This window comes from Pseudomonas sp. SC3(2021) (assembly GCF_019856535.1).
In the GTDB taxonomy this organism is placed as follows: domain Bacteria; phylum Pseudomonadota; class Gammaproteobacteria; order Pseudomonadales; family Pseudomonadaceae; genus Aquipseudomonas; species Aquipseudomonas monsensis.
The window spans coordinates 235551-249374 of record NZ_CP082236.1; the positions used below are offsets into that span (position 1 = coordinate 235551).

At 59.4% G+C, this 13824-nt stretch carries 15 protein-coding genes; 12 read left to right on the plus strand and 3 right to left on the minus strand.

The features are described from left to right. Positions 1 to 129: 129 nt before the first annotated feature. The gene (locus K5Y35_RS01110; RefSeq protein WP_123465306.1) at positions 130 to 2328 is read left to right on the plus strand and encodes a hypothetical protein; all 2199 of its coding nucleotides are present in this window, start codon (positions 130 to 132) and stop codon (positions 2326 to 2328) included. 318 nt (positions 2329 to 2646) lie between these two features. On the opposite strand, the gene K5Y35_RS01115 is transcribed toward K5Y35_RS01110, so the two are convergent. Next, positions 2647 to 2952: a DUF2288 domain-containing protein gene (locus K5Y35_RS01115; RefSeq protein WP_123465304.1), complete on the minus strand. Its 306-nt coding sequence runs from the start codon at positions 2950 to 2952 to the stop codon at positions 2647 to 2649. 352 nt (positions 2953 to 3304) lie between these two features. Here K5Y35_RS01115 and K5Y35_RS01120 point away from each other — a divergent pair, with 352 nt between their 5' ends. The 9 genes from K5Y35_RS01120 to K5Y35_RS01160 all read left to right on the plus strand — a co-directional run bounded on the left by K5Y35_RS01120 (position 3305) and on the right by K5Y35_RS01160 (position 10959). Beyond that, positions 3305 to 4432, plus strand: coding sequence for a branched-chain amino acid ABC transporter substrate-binding protein (locus tag K5Y35_RS01120; protein WP_123465302.1), 1128 nt, complete (start codon positions 3305 to 3307; stop codon positions 4430 to 4432). 230 nt (positions 4433 to 4662) lie between these two features. Beyond that, positions 4663 to 5586, plus strand: coding sequence for a high-affinity branched-chain amino acid ABC transporter permease LivH (gene livH / locus K5Y35_RS01125; RefSeq protein ID WP_123465300.1), 924 nt, complete (start codon positions 4663 to 4665; stop codon positions 5584 to 5586). Further along, positions 5583 to 6839, plus strand: a complete 1257-nt coding sequence (locus K5Y35_RS01130; RefSeq protein ID WP_123465298.1) for a high-affinity branched-chain amino acid ABC transporter permease LivM — start codon at positions 5583 to 5585, stop codon at positions 6837 to 6839. Before livH ends, K5Y35_RS01130 begins: the two co-directional genes overlap by 4 nt. Then, the gene (livG, locus tag K5Y35_RS01135) at positions 6836 to 7603 is read left to right on the plus strand and encodes a high-affinity branched-chain amino acid ABC transporter ATP-binding protein LivG (protein WP_123465296.1); all 768 of its coding nucleotides are present in this window, start codon (positions 6836 to 6838) and stop codon (positions 7601 to 7603) included. Before K5Y35_RS01130 ends, livG begins: the two co-directional genes overlap by 4 nt. Then, entirely contained in the window at positions 7604 to 8305 is a 702-nt protein-coding gene (locus tag K5Y35_RS01140; protein WP_003222380.1) for an ABC transporter ATP-binding protein, read from the plus strand. A gap of 207 nt (positions 8306 to 8512) precedes the next feature. Then, a complete protein-coding gene (locus tag K5Y35_RS01145) occupies positions 8513 to 8818 on the plus strand; it encodes a DUF2282 domain-containing protein (RefSeq protein WP_123465294.1) in 306 nt (101 codons plus the stop codon). A gap of 25 nt (positions 8819 to 8843) precedes the next feature. Next, entirely contained in the window at positions 8844 to 9731 is an 888-nt protein-coding gene (locus K5Y35_RS01150; RefSeq protein WP_222833521.1) for a DUF692 domain-containing protein, read from the plus strand. Further along, a complete protein-coding gene (locus K5Y35_RS01155; protein WP_222833522.1) occupies positions 9728 to 10486 on the plus strand; it encodes a DUF2063 domain-containing protein in 759 nt (252 codons plus the stop codon). The genes K5Y35_RS01150 and K5Y35_RS01155 overlap by 4 nt, the downstream gene beginning before the upstream one ends. Further along, entirely contained in the window at positions 10483 to 10959 is a 477-nt protein-coding gene (locus K5Y35_RS01160; protein WP_123465288.1) for a DoxX family protein, read from the plus strand. Before K5Y35_RS01155 ends, K5Y35_RS01160 begins: the two co-directional genes overlap by 4 nt. A gap of 30 nt (positions 10960 to 10989) precedes the next feature. Here K5Y35_RS01160 and K5Y35_RS01165 read toward each other — a convergent pair whose 3' ends face one another. Further along, a complete protein-coding gene (locus K5Y35_RS01165) occupies positions 10990 to 11904 on the minus strand; it encodes a LysR family transcriptional regulator (protein ID WP_222833523.1) in 915 nt (304 codons plus the stop codon). Between the two features lie 104 nt (positions 11905 to 12008). On the opposite strand from K5Y35_RS01165, the gene K5Y35_RS01170 reads away from it, so the two are divergent. Further along, the gene (locus K5Y35_RS01170; RefSeq protein ID WP_123465284.1) at positions 12009 to 12608 is read left to right on the plus strand and encodes a short chain dehydrogenase; all 600 of its coding nucleotides are present in this window, start codon (positions 12009 to 12011) and stop codon (positions 12606 to 12608) included. A 3-nt stretch (positions 12609 to 12611) separates the two neighbouring features. Here the strand turns inward: K5Y35_RS01170 and K5Y35_RS01175 are convergent, their stop codons facing one another. Next, positions 12612 to 12962, minus strand: coding sequence for a hypothetical protein (locus K5Y35_RS01175; protein ID WP_222833524.1), 351 nt, complete (start codon positions 12960 to 12962; stop codon positions 12612 to 12614). Between the two features lie 139 nt (positions 12963 to 13101). Between K5Y35_RS01175 and K5Y35_RS01180 the strand changes: the two genes are divergently transcribed. Then, positions 13102 to 13755 carry a COG3650 family protein gene (locus tag K5Y35_RS01180; RefSeq protein WP_222833525.1) on the plus strand — a complete coding sequence of 218 codons (654 nt, stop codon included), beginning with the start codon at positions 13102 to 13104 and terminating at the stop codon, positions 13753 to 13755. Positions 13756 to 13824: the final 69 nt, after the last annotated feature.

Below are 13824 nucleotides of genomic sequence, written 5' to 3' on the forward strand. Positions count from 1 at the left end.
CCCCAGCGACAGTCAGGCCAGAAGCCTGACGCTCGGGCTCAATTCGCGCACAAAAGACGCGAGATCTTATTCCGTGAGGCCCGCTGACATCGGTCAGCGGGCCAAACCAGTCCAGGTATATGGCGCCCAATGACTTCTAAAAACAATCCTGCCACTGCGGTCTCCGATCTGACGTTGAGCCCCGCTGCCAACAGCCCGTCATCGTCAAAGCCAGCGGTCCCGTCGCGCCCGCTGTCGACCCAGCAATACCTGTACTTCACCGAAACCAACACCGACCGCATCCTCGACAACCTCGACGGCTTGCGCGACCTGGTGTTCCCGCGCCCGCCGCACCTGGAAGGCGACAACGAACAGCACAACGACCAGGAATTCCCTTCGGTGTGCCTGATCGGCCTCGGTCGCTGCGGCTCGAACATTGCCCTCGACGTCGCGGAGCTGGTGTACAACGCGCGCAAGTTCTACCTCAACGAATTCAACAACGAAGACCGCGCGGCGGATCGGCGTCTGGCTGACAAGGGCTACAGCCCGGCCCAGTGGATCAAGCAGAACCTGCGGATCGGCCCGAACAAATCCACCAAACCGGTGTTCCTGGTAGAACCGTTGGTGATGCTCGGCGACCTCGACAAGGACATCGCCGGGCGTATCCGGTTCTCGCGCAAGGGCGAGAAAAGCGGCTTCCTGCGCGACTACAGCAAAATGAAGATCATGGACTTGTCCGAAGTCCACGCCGGTGGCGCCGGTAACGCGCCGATCCTCGGCCAGTACCTGGCGAAGATCATCCTCAACAAGGATACCCAGCGCTTCTCCAGCCCTGACTGGAAAATGATCCACTCGTACCTGATCGACAGCTGCGGCATCAAGGCCAACCAGTCGCGCCTGTATTTCTCGATTTTCAGCGCCGGCGGCGGTACCGGTTCGGGCATGGCTTCGGAATTCGGTCTGGCCCAGCAGCACTCGTACATGAACAAGACGTTCGACACCAAGCCGATGGACGAGCATGACGGCAAGAGCGGCCATTCGTTTGTGTTCGAGCCGATCTTTACCAGTGGCATCTGCGTGCTGCCGAACATTTCCGACCACCGCAGTGAAATGTCCGAGGCGCTGCACATCAACGCCGGGCGCCTGCTGTGCAAATACCTGTCGGAAGAATGGGATTTCTCCTACAACTTCGCCAACGAAGACAGCAGCGAAGCCAGCGTCATGGGCCGTATCCGTCCATGGAACGCGATGATGCTGATCTCCAACGACATCATGCGTTACGCCGAAGAAAGCGATGACGGCAACATCCAGAACATTGATGTCAATGCGATGGAGAAGCACGCCAATCAGTACATCTCGCAGCAGATCTTCAACATTCTGACGGCGCAGGCGGTGACCACCGACTACGACCAGAACTACTTCCGTCGTGCCGGCATCGACATCGGCGAAACCATTCGCCTCGACGCCAACGACCTGTTCATGAGCCTGGCCGGCCCGGTGGCGATCGCCTACGCCGAATCGGTAGTGCCGGAAACTCCGCCGCCGAGCAGCGACAAGTTCAAGGTGTTCGACAAAGAGCCGCAGCGCCTGAACATCGACGACCTGTTCTTCCGCTCGATCGACCTGCCGCATTTCAACAAGGTCACCCAGGCGATCGAGGGCATCAGCCTGCTGCCGATCGAGTCCAAGCGCTATCGTGCGTCGCTGGAGCAGTACAAGAACTCCGGCTACGACGCCGCCGCCCTGCACGACCTGCACTTCTTCAAGAACTGCTCGTCGGTGGTCTCGATTGTCTCGCTGCCCAAAGACTACAAACTGTCGTACATGGACCTGAACCGGTTGAAGACCCACCTCAACAGCCTGTTCCCCAACACCACGCTCAAGCGTTACGCGCTGGTGATCGGCGCCTCGGCCAACCTGTCGCTGACCACTCTGATCGCCAAGAGCCCGTGCCTGTCGGACGACTTCCTGACGTTGATCGTGGCGTTCATCAAGCGTTGCTTCGCGAAGAACCCGTACCGCTTCGACGAGACCCTCGACAACTCGATCCTCGACTTCATCATCCACGAGGATTTCGACGAAGACCGCATCGACGATCTGCTCAACGAGTTCGAAAACCCGGCGAAGATCCTCGACACCAACTGGTACGCGATCAAACCGATGTACGAGAAGAAGTACCGCGAGCTGATCAACGACAAGGACAAGTTTGTCTCGATCAATGACATTCGCCTGTCACGGGATTGCGTGAAGAAGTCGATCAAGTACCTGCGCGAGATCTACCGTCACCGGATCGGCAAGACCAAGGTTATTTCCCTCAATAACCATACGGGGAAGACTTACTCGGTCTGATCCAGAACCGAGTCGCCTCAATCGCTGGCAAGCCAGCTCCCACAGGATTGGTGGTGTTCACAATAGTTGTGTTCACTCGGACCCTGTGGGAGCTGGCTTGCCAGCGATGAGGCCATGACAACAGCGCAAAAACTCACGCCTCCCAACATCCAGAAACAATTAAGCAGCCGTTAGGCTGCTTACTAAACTGTTCCCGTTACGTTTACGTCACCGTGATGCCACCCCCGCTTGTGGCATTTCTCTACGGCAACCTGCCATCACGCTACTCCACTACACACTTTTCCCCGGCGGCAACGCGCACCACCGAGGTGCACGCATTCAACTGCGCGCCCTTTCCTGGACCAGAATCCACGGCCGAACCACCACCGCCCACATCTCGGGATCACGCTCGAAAATATCCAGCGCCCGCGTTTCAGACAGCTTGCCGACCTTGTCTTCGGCCAGCCAGGCAGCCACTTTCTCGCCATCGTCCGAGGCCACGGCCTCGGCGGCAGCGATCAAATCCAGGTCAGGGTCGACCCACAATAGGGCACCCTTGGCAAAGAACGGCTCCAACTCTTTCCAGGTAATAGATGCGGTTTCACCAAGCAGCTTGGCATAGAGGGTGCTAGGTTCTTGATTCATGGGAACTGTCCGGAAAAGAAATCGGCGCGAATGATAACGTCGGTGGTCCGCCAGAAAAACCCGGTTGCAAAGGGCTGCACCGAACGAAAAGAGCAGGAACGCCAGGGAATGCTGCTGATTGAGCTATATGCCCACGATCGCCCCGCCGCAATTCTGTCTTTTTCATTCAAAAATGCGACACCCTCAAGTTTTGCCCCTCGGCGCCCGCTTCCCAGGCTAACAACCGGCGCTCTACACTGTACCGGTACAGTTGCCGGGGGCATTTCCGGAGGGTATCGCAAAGATATCTGACCCGGTTCTGCTGCTACGGCGCCAGGACTCTAAAAAAATACAACAGTAAGAGTGGAGCACTATGACTAAGGCTACTAAGCAGATTTCCAAACTGTTTGCCGCTATGGTTCTGGCCGGGGTTGCCAGCCATTCGTTCGCAGCTGACACCATCAAAATCGGTATCGCCGGTCCAAAGACCGGTCCAGTAGCCCAATACGGCGACATGCAGTTCAGTGGCGCGAAAATGGCCATCGAGCAGATCAACGCCAAGGGCGGCGTCGACGGCAAGAAACTCGAAGCCGTTGAATACGATGACGCCTGCGATCCGAAACAAGCCGTAGCGGTCGCGAACAAGGTCGTCAACGACGGCATCAAGTTCGTGGTCGGTCACCTGTGCTCCAGCTCCACTCAACCGGCTTCGGACATCTACGAAGACGAAGGCGTGATCATGATCACCCCGGCTGCCACCAGCCCGGACATCACCGCCCGTGGTTACAAAATGGTCTTCCGTACTATCGGTCTGGACAGCGCCCAGGGCCCTGCCGCCGGTAACTACATTGCCGATCACGTGAAACCGAAAGTCGTTGCCGTCCTGCACGACAAACAGCAATACGGTGAAGGCATCGCCACCGCCGTTAAAGCTACCCTCGAGAAGAAAGGCGTGAAAGTCGCCGTGTTCGAAGGCGTCAACGCCGGCGACAAGGACTTCTCCTCGATCATCGCCAAACTCAAGCAAGCCAACGTCGACTTCGTTTACTACGGCGGCTACCACCCAGAGCTGGGTCTGATCCTGCGTCAATCCCAGGAAAAAGGCCTGAAAGCCAAGTTCATGGGTCCGGAAGGCGTGGGTAACGACTCCATTTCGCAGATCGCCAAAGACGCTTCCGAAGGTCTGCTGGTAACCCTGCCGAAATCCTTCGACCAGGATCCGGCCAACGTCGCCCTGGCAGATGCATTCAAGGCGAAGAAAGAAGACCCGAGCGGCCCGTTCGTGTTCCCTTCCTACTCGGCGGTTGAAGTGATTGCCGGCGGTATCACCGCAGCCAAATCCGAAGACACTGCCAAAGTGGCCGAAGCCATTCACGCCGGCACCTTCAAAACCCCGACCGGCGACCTGAGCTTCGACGCCAAGGGCGACCTGAAGGACTTCAAGTTTGTGGTTTACGAGTGGCACTTCGGCAAACCGAAAACTGAAGCTTCGCCTCAGTAAGGCGCGCCCTGACTGACTGCCAATAAAGCCCACGGCGTGCCGTGGGCTTTGTTTTACGAATGTATGGGCCGCGCTGGCGTGATCCGCCAGTCTCCCCACCTGAAAATCTCAAAACCGTCATCAGCGGTTCGCTGGCAAAACCCGGATTCGAAGTGGATACAGATCCACGGGGCCGGGCGGGAAAATGACTCCACCAGTGAAATGCGTATCAGGTTTTTAGGAGCGTTGTAATGCCTGACCTCTATCACTTCTTCCAGCAGCTGGTTAATGGTCTGACCATTGGCAGCACGTATGCCCTGATTGCCATCGGCTATACGATGGTTTACGGCATCATTGGAATGATCAACTTCGCCCACGGCGAGGTGTACATGATCGGCTCCTACGTGGCGTTCATCGCCATCGCCGGGCTGGCCATGATGGGAATCGACAACGTCCCGCTGTTGATGACCGCAGCTTTCATCGCGAGCATCGTCGTGACAAGTTCCTACGGTTACAGCATCGAACGGATCGCCTACCGCCCCCTGCGCGGCAGCAACCGTCTGATCCCGCTGATCTCCGCCATCGGTATGTCGATCTTCCTGCAGAACACGGTGCTGCTGGCGCAAGACTCCAAGGACAAATCCATCCCCAACCTGATCCCCGGCAACTTCTCCATCGGGCCAGGTGGCGCACATGAAGTGCTGATTTCCTACATGCAAATCGTGGTGTTCGTGGTGACCCTGGTCGCCATGCTCGGCCTGACGCTGTTCATCTCCCGTTCTCGCCTGGGTCGCGCCTGCCGCGCCTGCGCCGAAGACATCAAGATGGCCAACCTGCTGGGCATCAACACCAACAACATCATCGCCCTGACCTTCGTCATTGGTGCTGCGCTGGCGGCCATCGCGGCTGTGCTGCTGAGCATGCAATACGGTGTGATCAACCCGAACGCCGGTTTCCTCGTCGGCCTCAAAGCCTTCACCGCGGCAGTACTCGGCGGCATCGGCAGCATCCCCGGCGCCATGCTCGGCGGGTTGGTGCTTGGGGTGGCGGAAGCCTTTGGTGCCGATATCTTCGGCGACCAGTACAAGGACGTCGTGGCTTTCGGCTTGTTGGTTCTGGTGCTGTTGTTCCGTCCGACCGGCATTCTGGGCCGTCCGGAGGTTGAGAAAGTATGACTAGGAATCTTAAACAGGCACTGTTCAGTGCCTTGCTGGTGTGGGCCGTGGCCTACCCGGTACTCGGTCTGAAACTGACCATCGTCGGCATCAACCTCGAAGTGCATAACACCAGCCCGATGATTCTGGCGACCATCGCCATCTGCTCGGTGCTGATGTTCCTGCGGGTGCTGTTCAACCAGCAGATCAGCAAGGCGTGGAAATCCTCGCCAGGCTTGCCGCTGATCCCGGCCAAGGCGAGTAACTTCCTGACCCTGCCGACCACCCAACGCTACTTCATCATTGCGCTGATCATCGGTGCGCTGGTGTGGCCGTTCTTCGGTTCGCGTGGCGCGGTGGACATCGCCACGCTGATCCTGATCTACGTGATGCTCGGCCTCGGTCTGAACATCGTCGTGGGGCTGGCCGGTCTGCTCGACCTCGGTTACGTCGGCTTCTACGCCGTCGGCGCCTACAGCTACGCGCTGCTGTCGCACTACTACGGCCTGAGCTTCTGGATCTGCCTGCCGATTGCCGGCCTGATGGCGGCGACGTTCGGCTTCCTGCTGGGCTTCCCGGTGTTGCGTCTGCGCGGTGACTATCTGGCGATCGTGACCCTCGGTTTCGGCGAGATCATCCGTCTGTTCCTGCGTAACCTGACCGATATCACGGGTGGCCCGAACGGCATCAGCAATATCGAGAAACCGACGTTCTTCGGCCTGACCTTCGAACGTAAGGCGGCGGAAGGTCTGCAGACGTTCCACGAGTACTTCGGCCTCGAATACAACTCGATCAACAAGGTGATTTTCCTCTACCTGGTTGCGTTGTTGCTGGCGCTGGCGGCGCTGTTCATCATCAACCGTCTGCTGCGCATGCCGATCGGCCGTGCGTGGGAAGCGCTGCGTGAAGATGAAATCGCTTGCCGTGCACTGGGTCTGAATCCGACCGTGATCAAGCTGTCGGCCTTCACCCTCGGTGCGAGCTTCGCCGGTTTCGCCGGCAGCTTCTTCGCCGCCCGTCAGGGTCTGGTAACCCCGGAATCGTTCACCTTCATCGAGTCGGCGATCATCCTCGCCATCGTCGTGCTGGGTGGCATGGGCTCGCAACTGGGCGTGATTCTCGCGGCCGTGGTGATGATCCTGTTGCCGGAAATGATGCGTGAGTTCAGCGAGTACCGCATGTTGATGTTCGGTGCCCTGATGGTGTTGATGATGATCTGGCGTCCACAAGGTCTGCTGCCGATGCAACGCCCACACATGGAGTTGCGAAAATGAGCCGCGAGATTCTTAAAGTCGAAAACCTGAGCATGCGCTTCGGCGGCTTGCTGGCGGTCAATGGCGTGGCCCTGACCGTCAAGGAAAAACAGGTGGTTGCCTTGATCGGGCCGAACGGCGCGGGCAAGACCACCGTGTTCAACTGCCTGACCGGTTTCTATCAGCCTACCGGCGGCAGCATCCTTTTGGACGGCGAGCCGATTCAGGGCTTGCCGGGCCACAAGATCGCCCTCAAAGGCGTGGTGCGCACTTTCCAGAACGTGCGTTTGTTCAAGGAAATGACCGCGGTCGAGAACCTGTTGATCGCCCAGCACCGTCACTTGAACACCAACTTCCTGTCCGGCCTGTTCAAGACCCCGGCGTTTCGCAAGAGCGAGCGCGAGGCGATGGAGTTTGCCGAGTACTGGCTGGAAAAGGTCAACCTCAAAGAGTTCGCCAACCGTACCGCCGGAACCCTGGCCTACGGTCAGCAACGGCGTCTGGAAATCGCCCGCTGCATGATGACCCGTCCGCGGATCCTCATGCTCGACGAACCGGCGGCCGGTCTGAACCCGAAGGAAACCGAAGATCTCAAGGCGCTGATCAGCGTGTTGCGGGAAGAGCACAACGTCACCGTGCTGCTGATCGAACACGACATGAAACTGGTCATGAGCATTTCCGACCACATCGTCGTGATCAACCAGGGCACGCCTCTGGCCGACGGTACGCCGGAACAGATCCGCGATAATCCTGAAGTGATCAAAGCCTACCTGGGGGAAGCGTAAATGCTGCAGTTCGAAAACGTTTCCACCTTCTACGGCAAGATCCAGGCCCTGCACAGCGTCAACGTCGAAGTCCGCCAGGGCGAGATCGTGACCCTGATCGGCGCCAACGGGGCCGGCAAGTCCACGCTGCTGATGACGCTCTGCGGTTCACCGCAGGCGCACAGCGGCAGCATCCGCTACATGGGTGAGGAACTGGTCGGCCAGGATTCGTCGCAGATCATGCGCAAGAGCATCGCCGTGGTGCCGGAAGGTCGTCGGGTGTTCGCCCGTCTGACCGTTGAAGAAAACCTGTCCATGGGCGGCTTCTTCACCGACAAGGGCGACTATCAGGAGCAAATGGACAAGGTCCTCGGTCTGTTCCCACGCCTGAAAGAACGCTTCAACCAGCGCGGCGGCACCATGTCCGGCGGCGAACAGCAGATGCTCGCCATCGGCCGGGCGCTGATGAGCAAGCCGAAACTGCTGCTGCTCGACGAGCCCTCGCTGGGCCTGGCGCCGATCATCATCCAGCAGATCTTCGACATCATCGAACAGCTGCGCAAGGACGGTGTGACGGTGTTCCTGGTCGAGCAGAACGCCAACCAGGCGCTGAAAATCGCCGACCGTGCCTATGTTCTGGAGAACGGCCGGGTGGTGATGCAAGGCACCGGTGAAGCGCTGCTGACCGACCCGAAAGTACGCGAGGCGTATCTCGGCGGTTGATGTGTTTCGCCCAACAAAAAAACGGCCTTCGGGCCGTTTTTTTGTGCCTGCTCGATCTTCAGATCCTCCAAAAATCCCTTGTAGGAGTTTTGCGTTTTTTCAAAAAGATTGTGAGTGAGCTGTAACGCAACGCCACCTCGTTTCTCTAGAGGGACAAGCAAGCGCAATTTTGCTTGCAAAACCCAAGTTCAAATCTGGAGAAACATCATGACTGCTACCACCCGCACCCTGTCCGCCACCGCCCTGGTTCTGGCCCTCGGTTCCGCCCTCAGCATCGCCGCCGTATCTACCGTCCACGCCGCTGACGCTGACATGGAAAAATGCTTCGGCGTGGCCTTGAAAGGCAAAAACGATTGCGCCGCTGGTGCAGGCACCACCTGTGCCGGCACGTCGAAAATGGACTACCAGGCCAACGCCTGGAAACTGGTTCCGAAAGGCACCTGCGCCACCACCGAAAGCAAGACCTCGCCGACCGGCTTCGGTCAGATGGAAGCGTTCAAAGCCAAGTCCTGACCTGCGGCCTGCCTGAGTGACGATCATGTTCACCCTCGACGAACCTGTCCCACCCCGCACTCAGGCAGCCCTCCCCGGGCTCCCGCCCCGTGCCGGGCTGGGGCTCAAGACCGGGCACTTTCGTGAAGTGCTCGGCTCACTACCGGACCTCGGCTTCTTCGAAGTCCACGCCGAAAACTACATGGTGGACGGCGGTCCGTTTCATCATTTTCTCGGTTTGATCCGCGAACAGTATCCGCTGTCGCTGCACGGCGTCGGCCTGTCCATCGGTGCCGAAGGGCCACTGGACACAGAGCACCTCAAGCGTCTGGCCGGGCTGATCGAGCGTTATCAACCCCAATCCTTTTCCGAACACCTGGCCTGGTCGAGCCACGGCCCGGTGTTCCTCAATGACCTGCTGCCACTGGCCTACGATACGCCGACGCTGAACCGCGTCTGCGCGCATATCGACCAGGTGCAGAACACCCTCAAACGCCCGATGCTGCTGGAAAATCCGGCGACCTATCTGGCCTTCCAACACTCGACCCTCGACGAAGCCGACTTCATCAGTGAAGTCATCCGTCGCAGCGGCTGTGGCTTGCTGCTCGACGTCAACAACGTCTACGTCTCTTGCATCAACCATCAACGCGATCCGCAGGCCTACCTCAACGCGCTGCCACTGCACGCCGTCGGTGAAATTCATCTGGCCGGGTTCGCCGAAGATTGCGACAGCCTCGGTGACCGCTTGCTGATCGACGATCACGGAGCGCCGGTTGATCAAGCCGTTTGGACCTTGTACCGACAAGCGCTGGAGCGTATCGGCCCGGTAGCGACGCTGATCGAACGTGACAATCAGGTCCCGGCCTTCAATGTGCTGCTGGCCGAGGCACGGCAGGCCGACGAAATACTGCTCGGTGCGGGAGTCCGGTCATGAGTCATCAAGCGGCTTTTGCTGCCGCGCTACTCGACCCGCAATTGCCCTGCCCCGATGGGCTGTGCAGTGCCAACGGGGCCGATCCGGCCAGTCGGTTTTCGGTGTATCGCAACAATGTGCAGAGTTCGCTGATCAACGCGTTGGCGGACAGCTATCCGGTGGTGCAGCAATTGGTCGGCGAGGATTTTTTCCGCGCCATGGCCGCTGTTTTCGTACAACAACACCCGCCAGAAACCCCGTTGATGAGTCGCTACGGCGAAGCGCTGCCAGCCTTCCTCGACGCATTCGAGCCGGCAGCGAGCGTGCCGTATCTGGCCGACGTCGCACGGCTCGAACGCCTGCGCACCCGCGCCTACCACGCCGCCGATGCACTGCCGGTGCGCCCGGAGCAGATCACCGCGGCACTCGCCGATCCGACTGCGCTGAGCGACCTGCGCTTCAAGCTTCATCCGTCGCTGCACTTGCTGGACTCGCACTACGCCGTGGTTGCGATCTGGGCTGCGCATCAGGGTGATGCGACGCTGACCGGCATCGACACCCGGCACGGGCAGCACGCCTTGGTGCTGCGCAACGGCCTCGACGTCGAGGTGTTTGCCGTCGAACCCGGCGCCAGTGTGTTTCTGCGTCACCTGCTCAATGACCAACCGCTGTTGCTGTCCGCACAAAACAGCCCGCCGTTCGACCTCAGCCACACCCTCGCGCTGTTGATTGCCAGCAACGCCATCGTCCACCTGAAAAACAAGGAATCGCCATGAACAACCTCATCACCCGCGCCATCGCCCTGCTGGAGAAAATCCCCCACAGCCTGATCGCCTTCATTGCGCGTTTCTCGATTGCGGCGGTGTTCTGGAAGTCCGGGCAGACCAAGGTCGAAGGGTTGGCCATTGACCTGATCGACGGCACGTTTCAATTCGGCTGGCCACGCCTGGCGGACTCGACCATTGCGCTGTTCAAAAGTGAATATCACGTACCGTTACTGTCGCCGGATGTTGCCGCGCACCTGGCCGCGTTTGCCGAACACTTCTTCCCGGTGCTGATCCTGGTCGGCTTCGCTACGCGGTTTTCGGCGCTGGCGCTGTTGGGCATGACCCTGACCATTCAACTGTTCGTGTATCCAGATGCCTATCCGACCCACGGCACCTGGGCGGCCGTGTTGCTGTACCTGATGACGACCGGGCCGGGCAAGCTGTCGATTGATCATCTGATCGCCCGCCACTTTTCGCGCTGAGCAGAATCCCACTGGAAATGAATTGCAGAGCTATTTCGGCAGGCGATCCAGCGCCTCGCCACTGCGCTTGAACCAGCCCATCAGATAGTCCGCCAGCACTTGCGTGCGTTTCGGCAGACCGCCCTGATAAGGGTGCACCAGGTACATCGGCATGCGTCGAGTCTGAAAATCGCGCAGGAGCCAGCGCAATCGCCCGTCAGCCAATTCCGCCTGCAACAGGTACGAAGGTAACCGGGCGATGCCGGCCCCGCTGAGTGCGGCTTTCTTGAGCAGGTTGTAATGGTTGCTGGTGAACGGTCCCGACACCCGCACCCGCTGCAATTCGTGTTGCTGGTGATACAACCATTCTTCGCGACCGCTGTAATGGCTATTGAGCAGGCAACGATGATCGGCCAGCGCCTGGGGCGTCAGCGGTTCGCCGAACCGCTCGAGATAGGCAGGGCTCGCGCAGGTCATCTCCTGCCAGGCCAACAAGGGTTTCGCCACCAGTCGCTCGTCGTTGGCCACTTCACTGCGGATCGCCAGATCGAAGCCGTCGCGCGACAGATCACGGTAGCTGTTGTTCAGCTCCAACTCGATCTGCACCTCGGGGTACTGCTGGGAAAACTCCAGCAGCAAGCCATCGAAGAAGGTTTCCCCCAGCGACACCGGCACTGTCATCCGCACCGGACCGGCCATGTCGTCTTTCAGCCGCGCCAGGGCCTGACGCGCTCGTTCGACCTGAACCACAAGCGCCTGGGCCTGCGGCAATAACGCTGCGCCCGCGGCAGTCAGGCTCAGCCGGCGCGTGGTGCGCTGCAGCAGCACCACGGAAAATCGCGCTTCCAGTTGGCTGATGCGTTTGGACAGTTGCCCCTTGCTGCAACCCAATTGCTGCGCCGCCAAGGTAAAACTGCCGGCCTCGATCAACACCGCGAACGCCGCCAGATCATCCATTTCACTCATGGATTGTTTCCATTTGAAAACCAAAGGTTGCCCATTAGCGCGCTTATCCGTAGAAAAAACCACTCTAGACTGAAACCTCGTTCAATCACTTGAGGCACAGCACAATGAAAATCCTGTTGATCGGCGCCAGCGGCACCATCGGTTCAGCCGTGGACAAAGAACTGTCGCAACGCCACGAAGTCATTCGCATCGGTCGCACCAGCGCTGATCTGCAAGTCGATATCAGTGACAGTGCGTCGATCCGCCAGCTGTTCGAAAAAACCGGCAAATTCGACGCCCTGGTCTGCGCCGCCGGCAACGTGACATTCGCCCCGCTGGGAGAGATGAACGAAGACAGTTTCGCCCTCGGCCTCAAGGACAAACTGATGGGCCAGGTCAACCTGCTGCTGATCGGCCGCGAGTTCGCCAATGACGGTGCGTCGTTCACCTTCACCACCGGCGTACTCAGCCATGATCCGATTCGCAGCGGTGCGTCAGCGGCGCTGGTCAACGGTGCACTGGACAGTTTTGTGAAAGCGGCCGCCATCGAACTGCCTCGCGGTCTGCGGGTGAACTCGGTCAGCCCGACCGTACTGCTTGAGGCGATGGGCAGCTACGCCCCGTACTTCCGTGGCTACAAGCCGGTTCCGGCGGCGGACGTGGCGTTGGCCTACGCAAAAAGTGTCGAAGGCCTGCAGACCGGTCAGACCTTTCACGTGGGTTGATTTTCACTTCTCGATCAAAGTCGGCAGCAGTTTTTTGGCCACAGGGCGCGACATCACGATCATCAGTTGCGCACCCAGCTCCGAATGCACCGTCGCCGTTGAGATGTGCTGGCCGTTGATAGACAGGTTCAATGGCTGGCCCAGCGCCTCTCGACTGATCCTTCGAGCCCTGATGGTCGCCTCGGGAGACAGGGTCACGGAAAGCCGGACGTGATCCGGTTGGGCGCTTGGGTCATCCTTGAGCAGTATCTCCATCCGGGTGAAATCTGCCGCGGAGGAAAAATCAATATCGGCAGCCTGGCTGGCCCCACAGCCTGCGACTGCCAACAGCAACAGTGCATGTTTCCATTGCATGGCGATCTCCTTGATCCATCGAACCCAACCGGCCCAAGACTATGTGCTGCCCCTGTGCCCAACTCAATAGTGGCCAGACAAACCTTGTGATCGGCAGCCAGCCTCAGTAACGTGGCGGCACTTGTCTGGAGAGCCGAAGATGCGTGTTGCCCGTTCGTTGATCGTTATTGCCCTGCTGCCGTTGTTTGCCGGCTGCCAATTGCTGGATGGCCCGCGTCAGAGAGCTTCCCACGTCGGGCAATCCCGGATGCAAGGGCAATTGACGGCGGCCGACGGCAAACTGGTGTTCCAGCCGTGTGGCGAACAGCGTCAGTACGCGGTCAACGACATCGGCGGCACCAGCGTGCTGCAAGAGGCCGCCACGCTTGCCGATCAACAGGGCAAGTTATTCGCCGATGTACGCGGCAAGATCGCCGGCGACCGTCTCGACCTGACCCAGTTGTACCGCGTCGAACGTTCCGGCACGGCGTGTGACGACCCGAATTTCAAACTGCTGATCCTGCGCGCCGCCGGCCATGGCCCGGAATGGAACGTCAAGGTCAGCGGCAAAGGCATGGTCATCGACCGCGCCGGACAGCCGCCGCTGGCCGTGCCTTATGTTGAAGAGCAACTGGGCGACGGCCGCTTCAACCTCAGCAGCGAAGCCAACAACCAGCGCATCGAGTTGTGGGTCGCACCACAACGTTGCGTCGACAGCAGCACCGGCAGCGTCCAGCACATGAGCGCCGAGTTGCGCATCGACGGCCAGGTCGAGCGCGGCTGCGGGTATTTCGGCGGATCGCGCAACGACTGAGCGTTTTAGCCTCACCGGATCCGGCCTTTGCGGCTTATAATCGCGGCCTTCAAACGCCTTGGCGCAGTT

Coding starts and splice junctions, on each gene's coding strand:
- K5Y35_RS01180 (WP_222833525.1), top strand. CDS start 13,102: ATGCGTGTTGCCCGTTCGTTGATCGTTATTGCCCTGCTGCCGTTGTTT.
- K5Y35_RS01155 (WP_222833522.1), top strand. CDS start 9,728: ATGAGTCATCAAGCGGCTTTTGCTGCCGCGCTACTCGACCCGCAATTG.
- K5Y35_RS01160 (WP_123465288.1), top strand. CDS start 10,483: ATGAACAACCTCATCACCCGCGCCATCGCCCTGCTGGAGAAAATCCCC.
- K5Y35_RS01175 (WP_222833524.1), bottom strand. CDS start 12,962: ATGCAATGGAAACATGCACTGTTGCTGTTGGCAGTCGCAGGCTGTGGG.
- K5Y35_RS01145 (WP_123465294.1), top strand. CDS start 8,513: ATGACTGCTACCACCCGCACCCTGTCCGCCACCGCCCTGGTTCTGGCC.
- livG (WP_123465296.1), top strand. CDS start 6,836: ATGAGCCGCGAGATTCTTAAAGTCGAAAACCTGAGCATGCGCTTCGGC.
- K5Y35_RS01130 (WP_123465298.1), top strand. CDS start 5,583: ATGACTAGGAATCTTAAACAGGCACTGTTCAGTGCCTTGCTGGTGTGG.
- K5Y35_RS01120 (WP_123465302.1), top strand. CDS start 3,305: ATGACTAAGGCTACTAAGCAGATTTCCAAACTGTTTGCCGCTATGGTT.
- K5Y35_RS01140 (WP_003222380.1), top strand. CDS start 7,604: ATGCTGCAGTTCGAAAACGTTTCCACCTTCTACGGCAAGATCCAGGCC.
- K5Y35_RS01110 (WP_123465306.1), top strand. CDS start 130: ATGACTTCTAAAAACAATCCTGCCACTGCGGTCTCCGATCTGACGTTG.
- K5Y35_RS01115 (WP_123465304.1), bottom strand. CDS start 2,952: ATGAATCAAGAACCTAGCACCCTCTATGCCAAGCTGCTTGGTGAAACC.
- K5Y35_RS01150 (WP_222833521.1), top strand. CDS start 8,844: ATGTTCACCCTCGACGAACCTGTCCCACCCCGCACTCAGGCAGCCCTC.
- K5Y35_RS01170 (WP_123465284.1), top strand. CDS start 12,009: ATGAAAATCCTGTTGATCGGCGCCAGCGGCACCATCGGTTCAGCCGTG.
- livH (WP_123465300.1), top strand. CDS start 4,663: ATGCCTGACCTCTATCACTTCTTCCAGCAGCTGGTTAATGGTCTGACC.
- K5Y35_RS01165 (WP_222833523.1), bottom strand. CDS start 11,904: ATGAGTGAAATGGATGATCTGGCGGCGTTCGCGGTGTTGATCGAGGCC.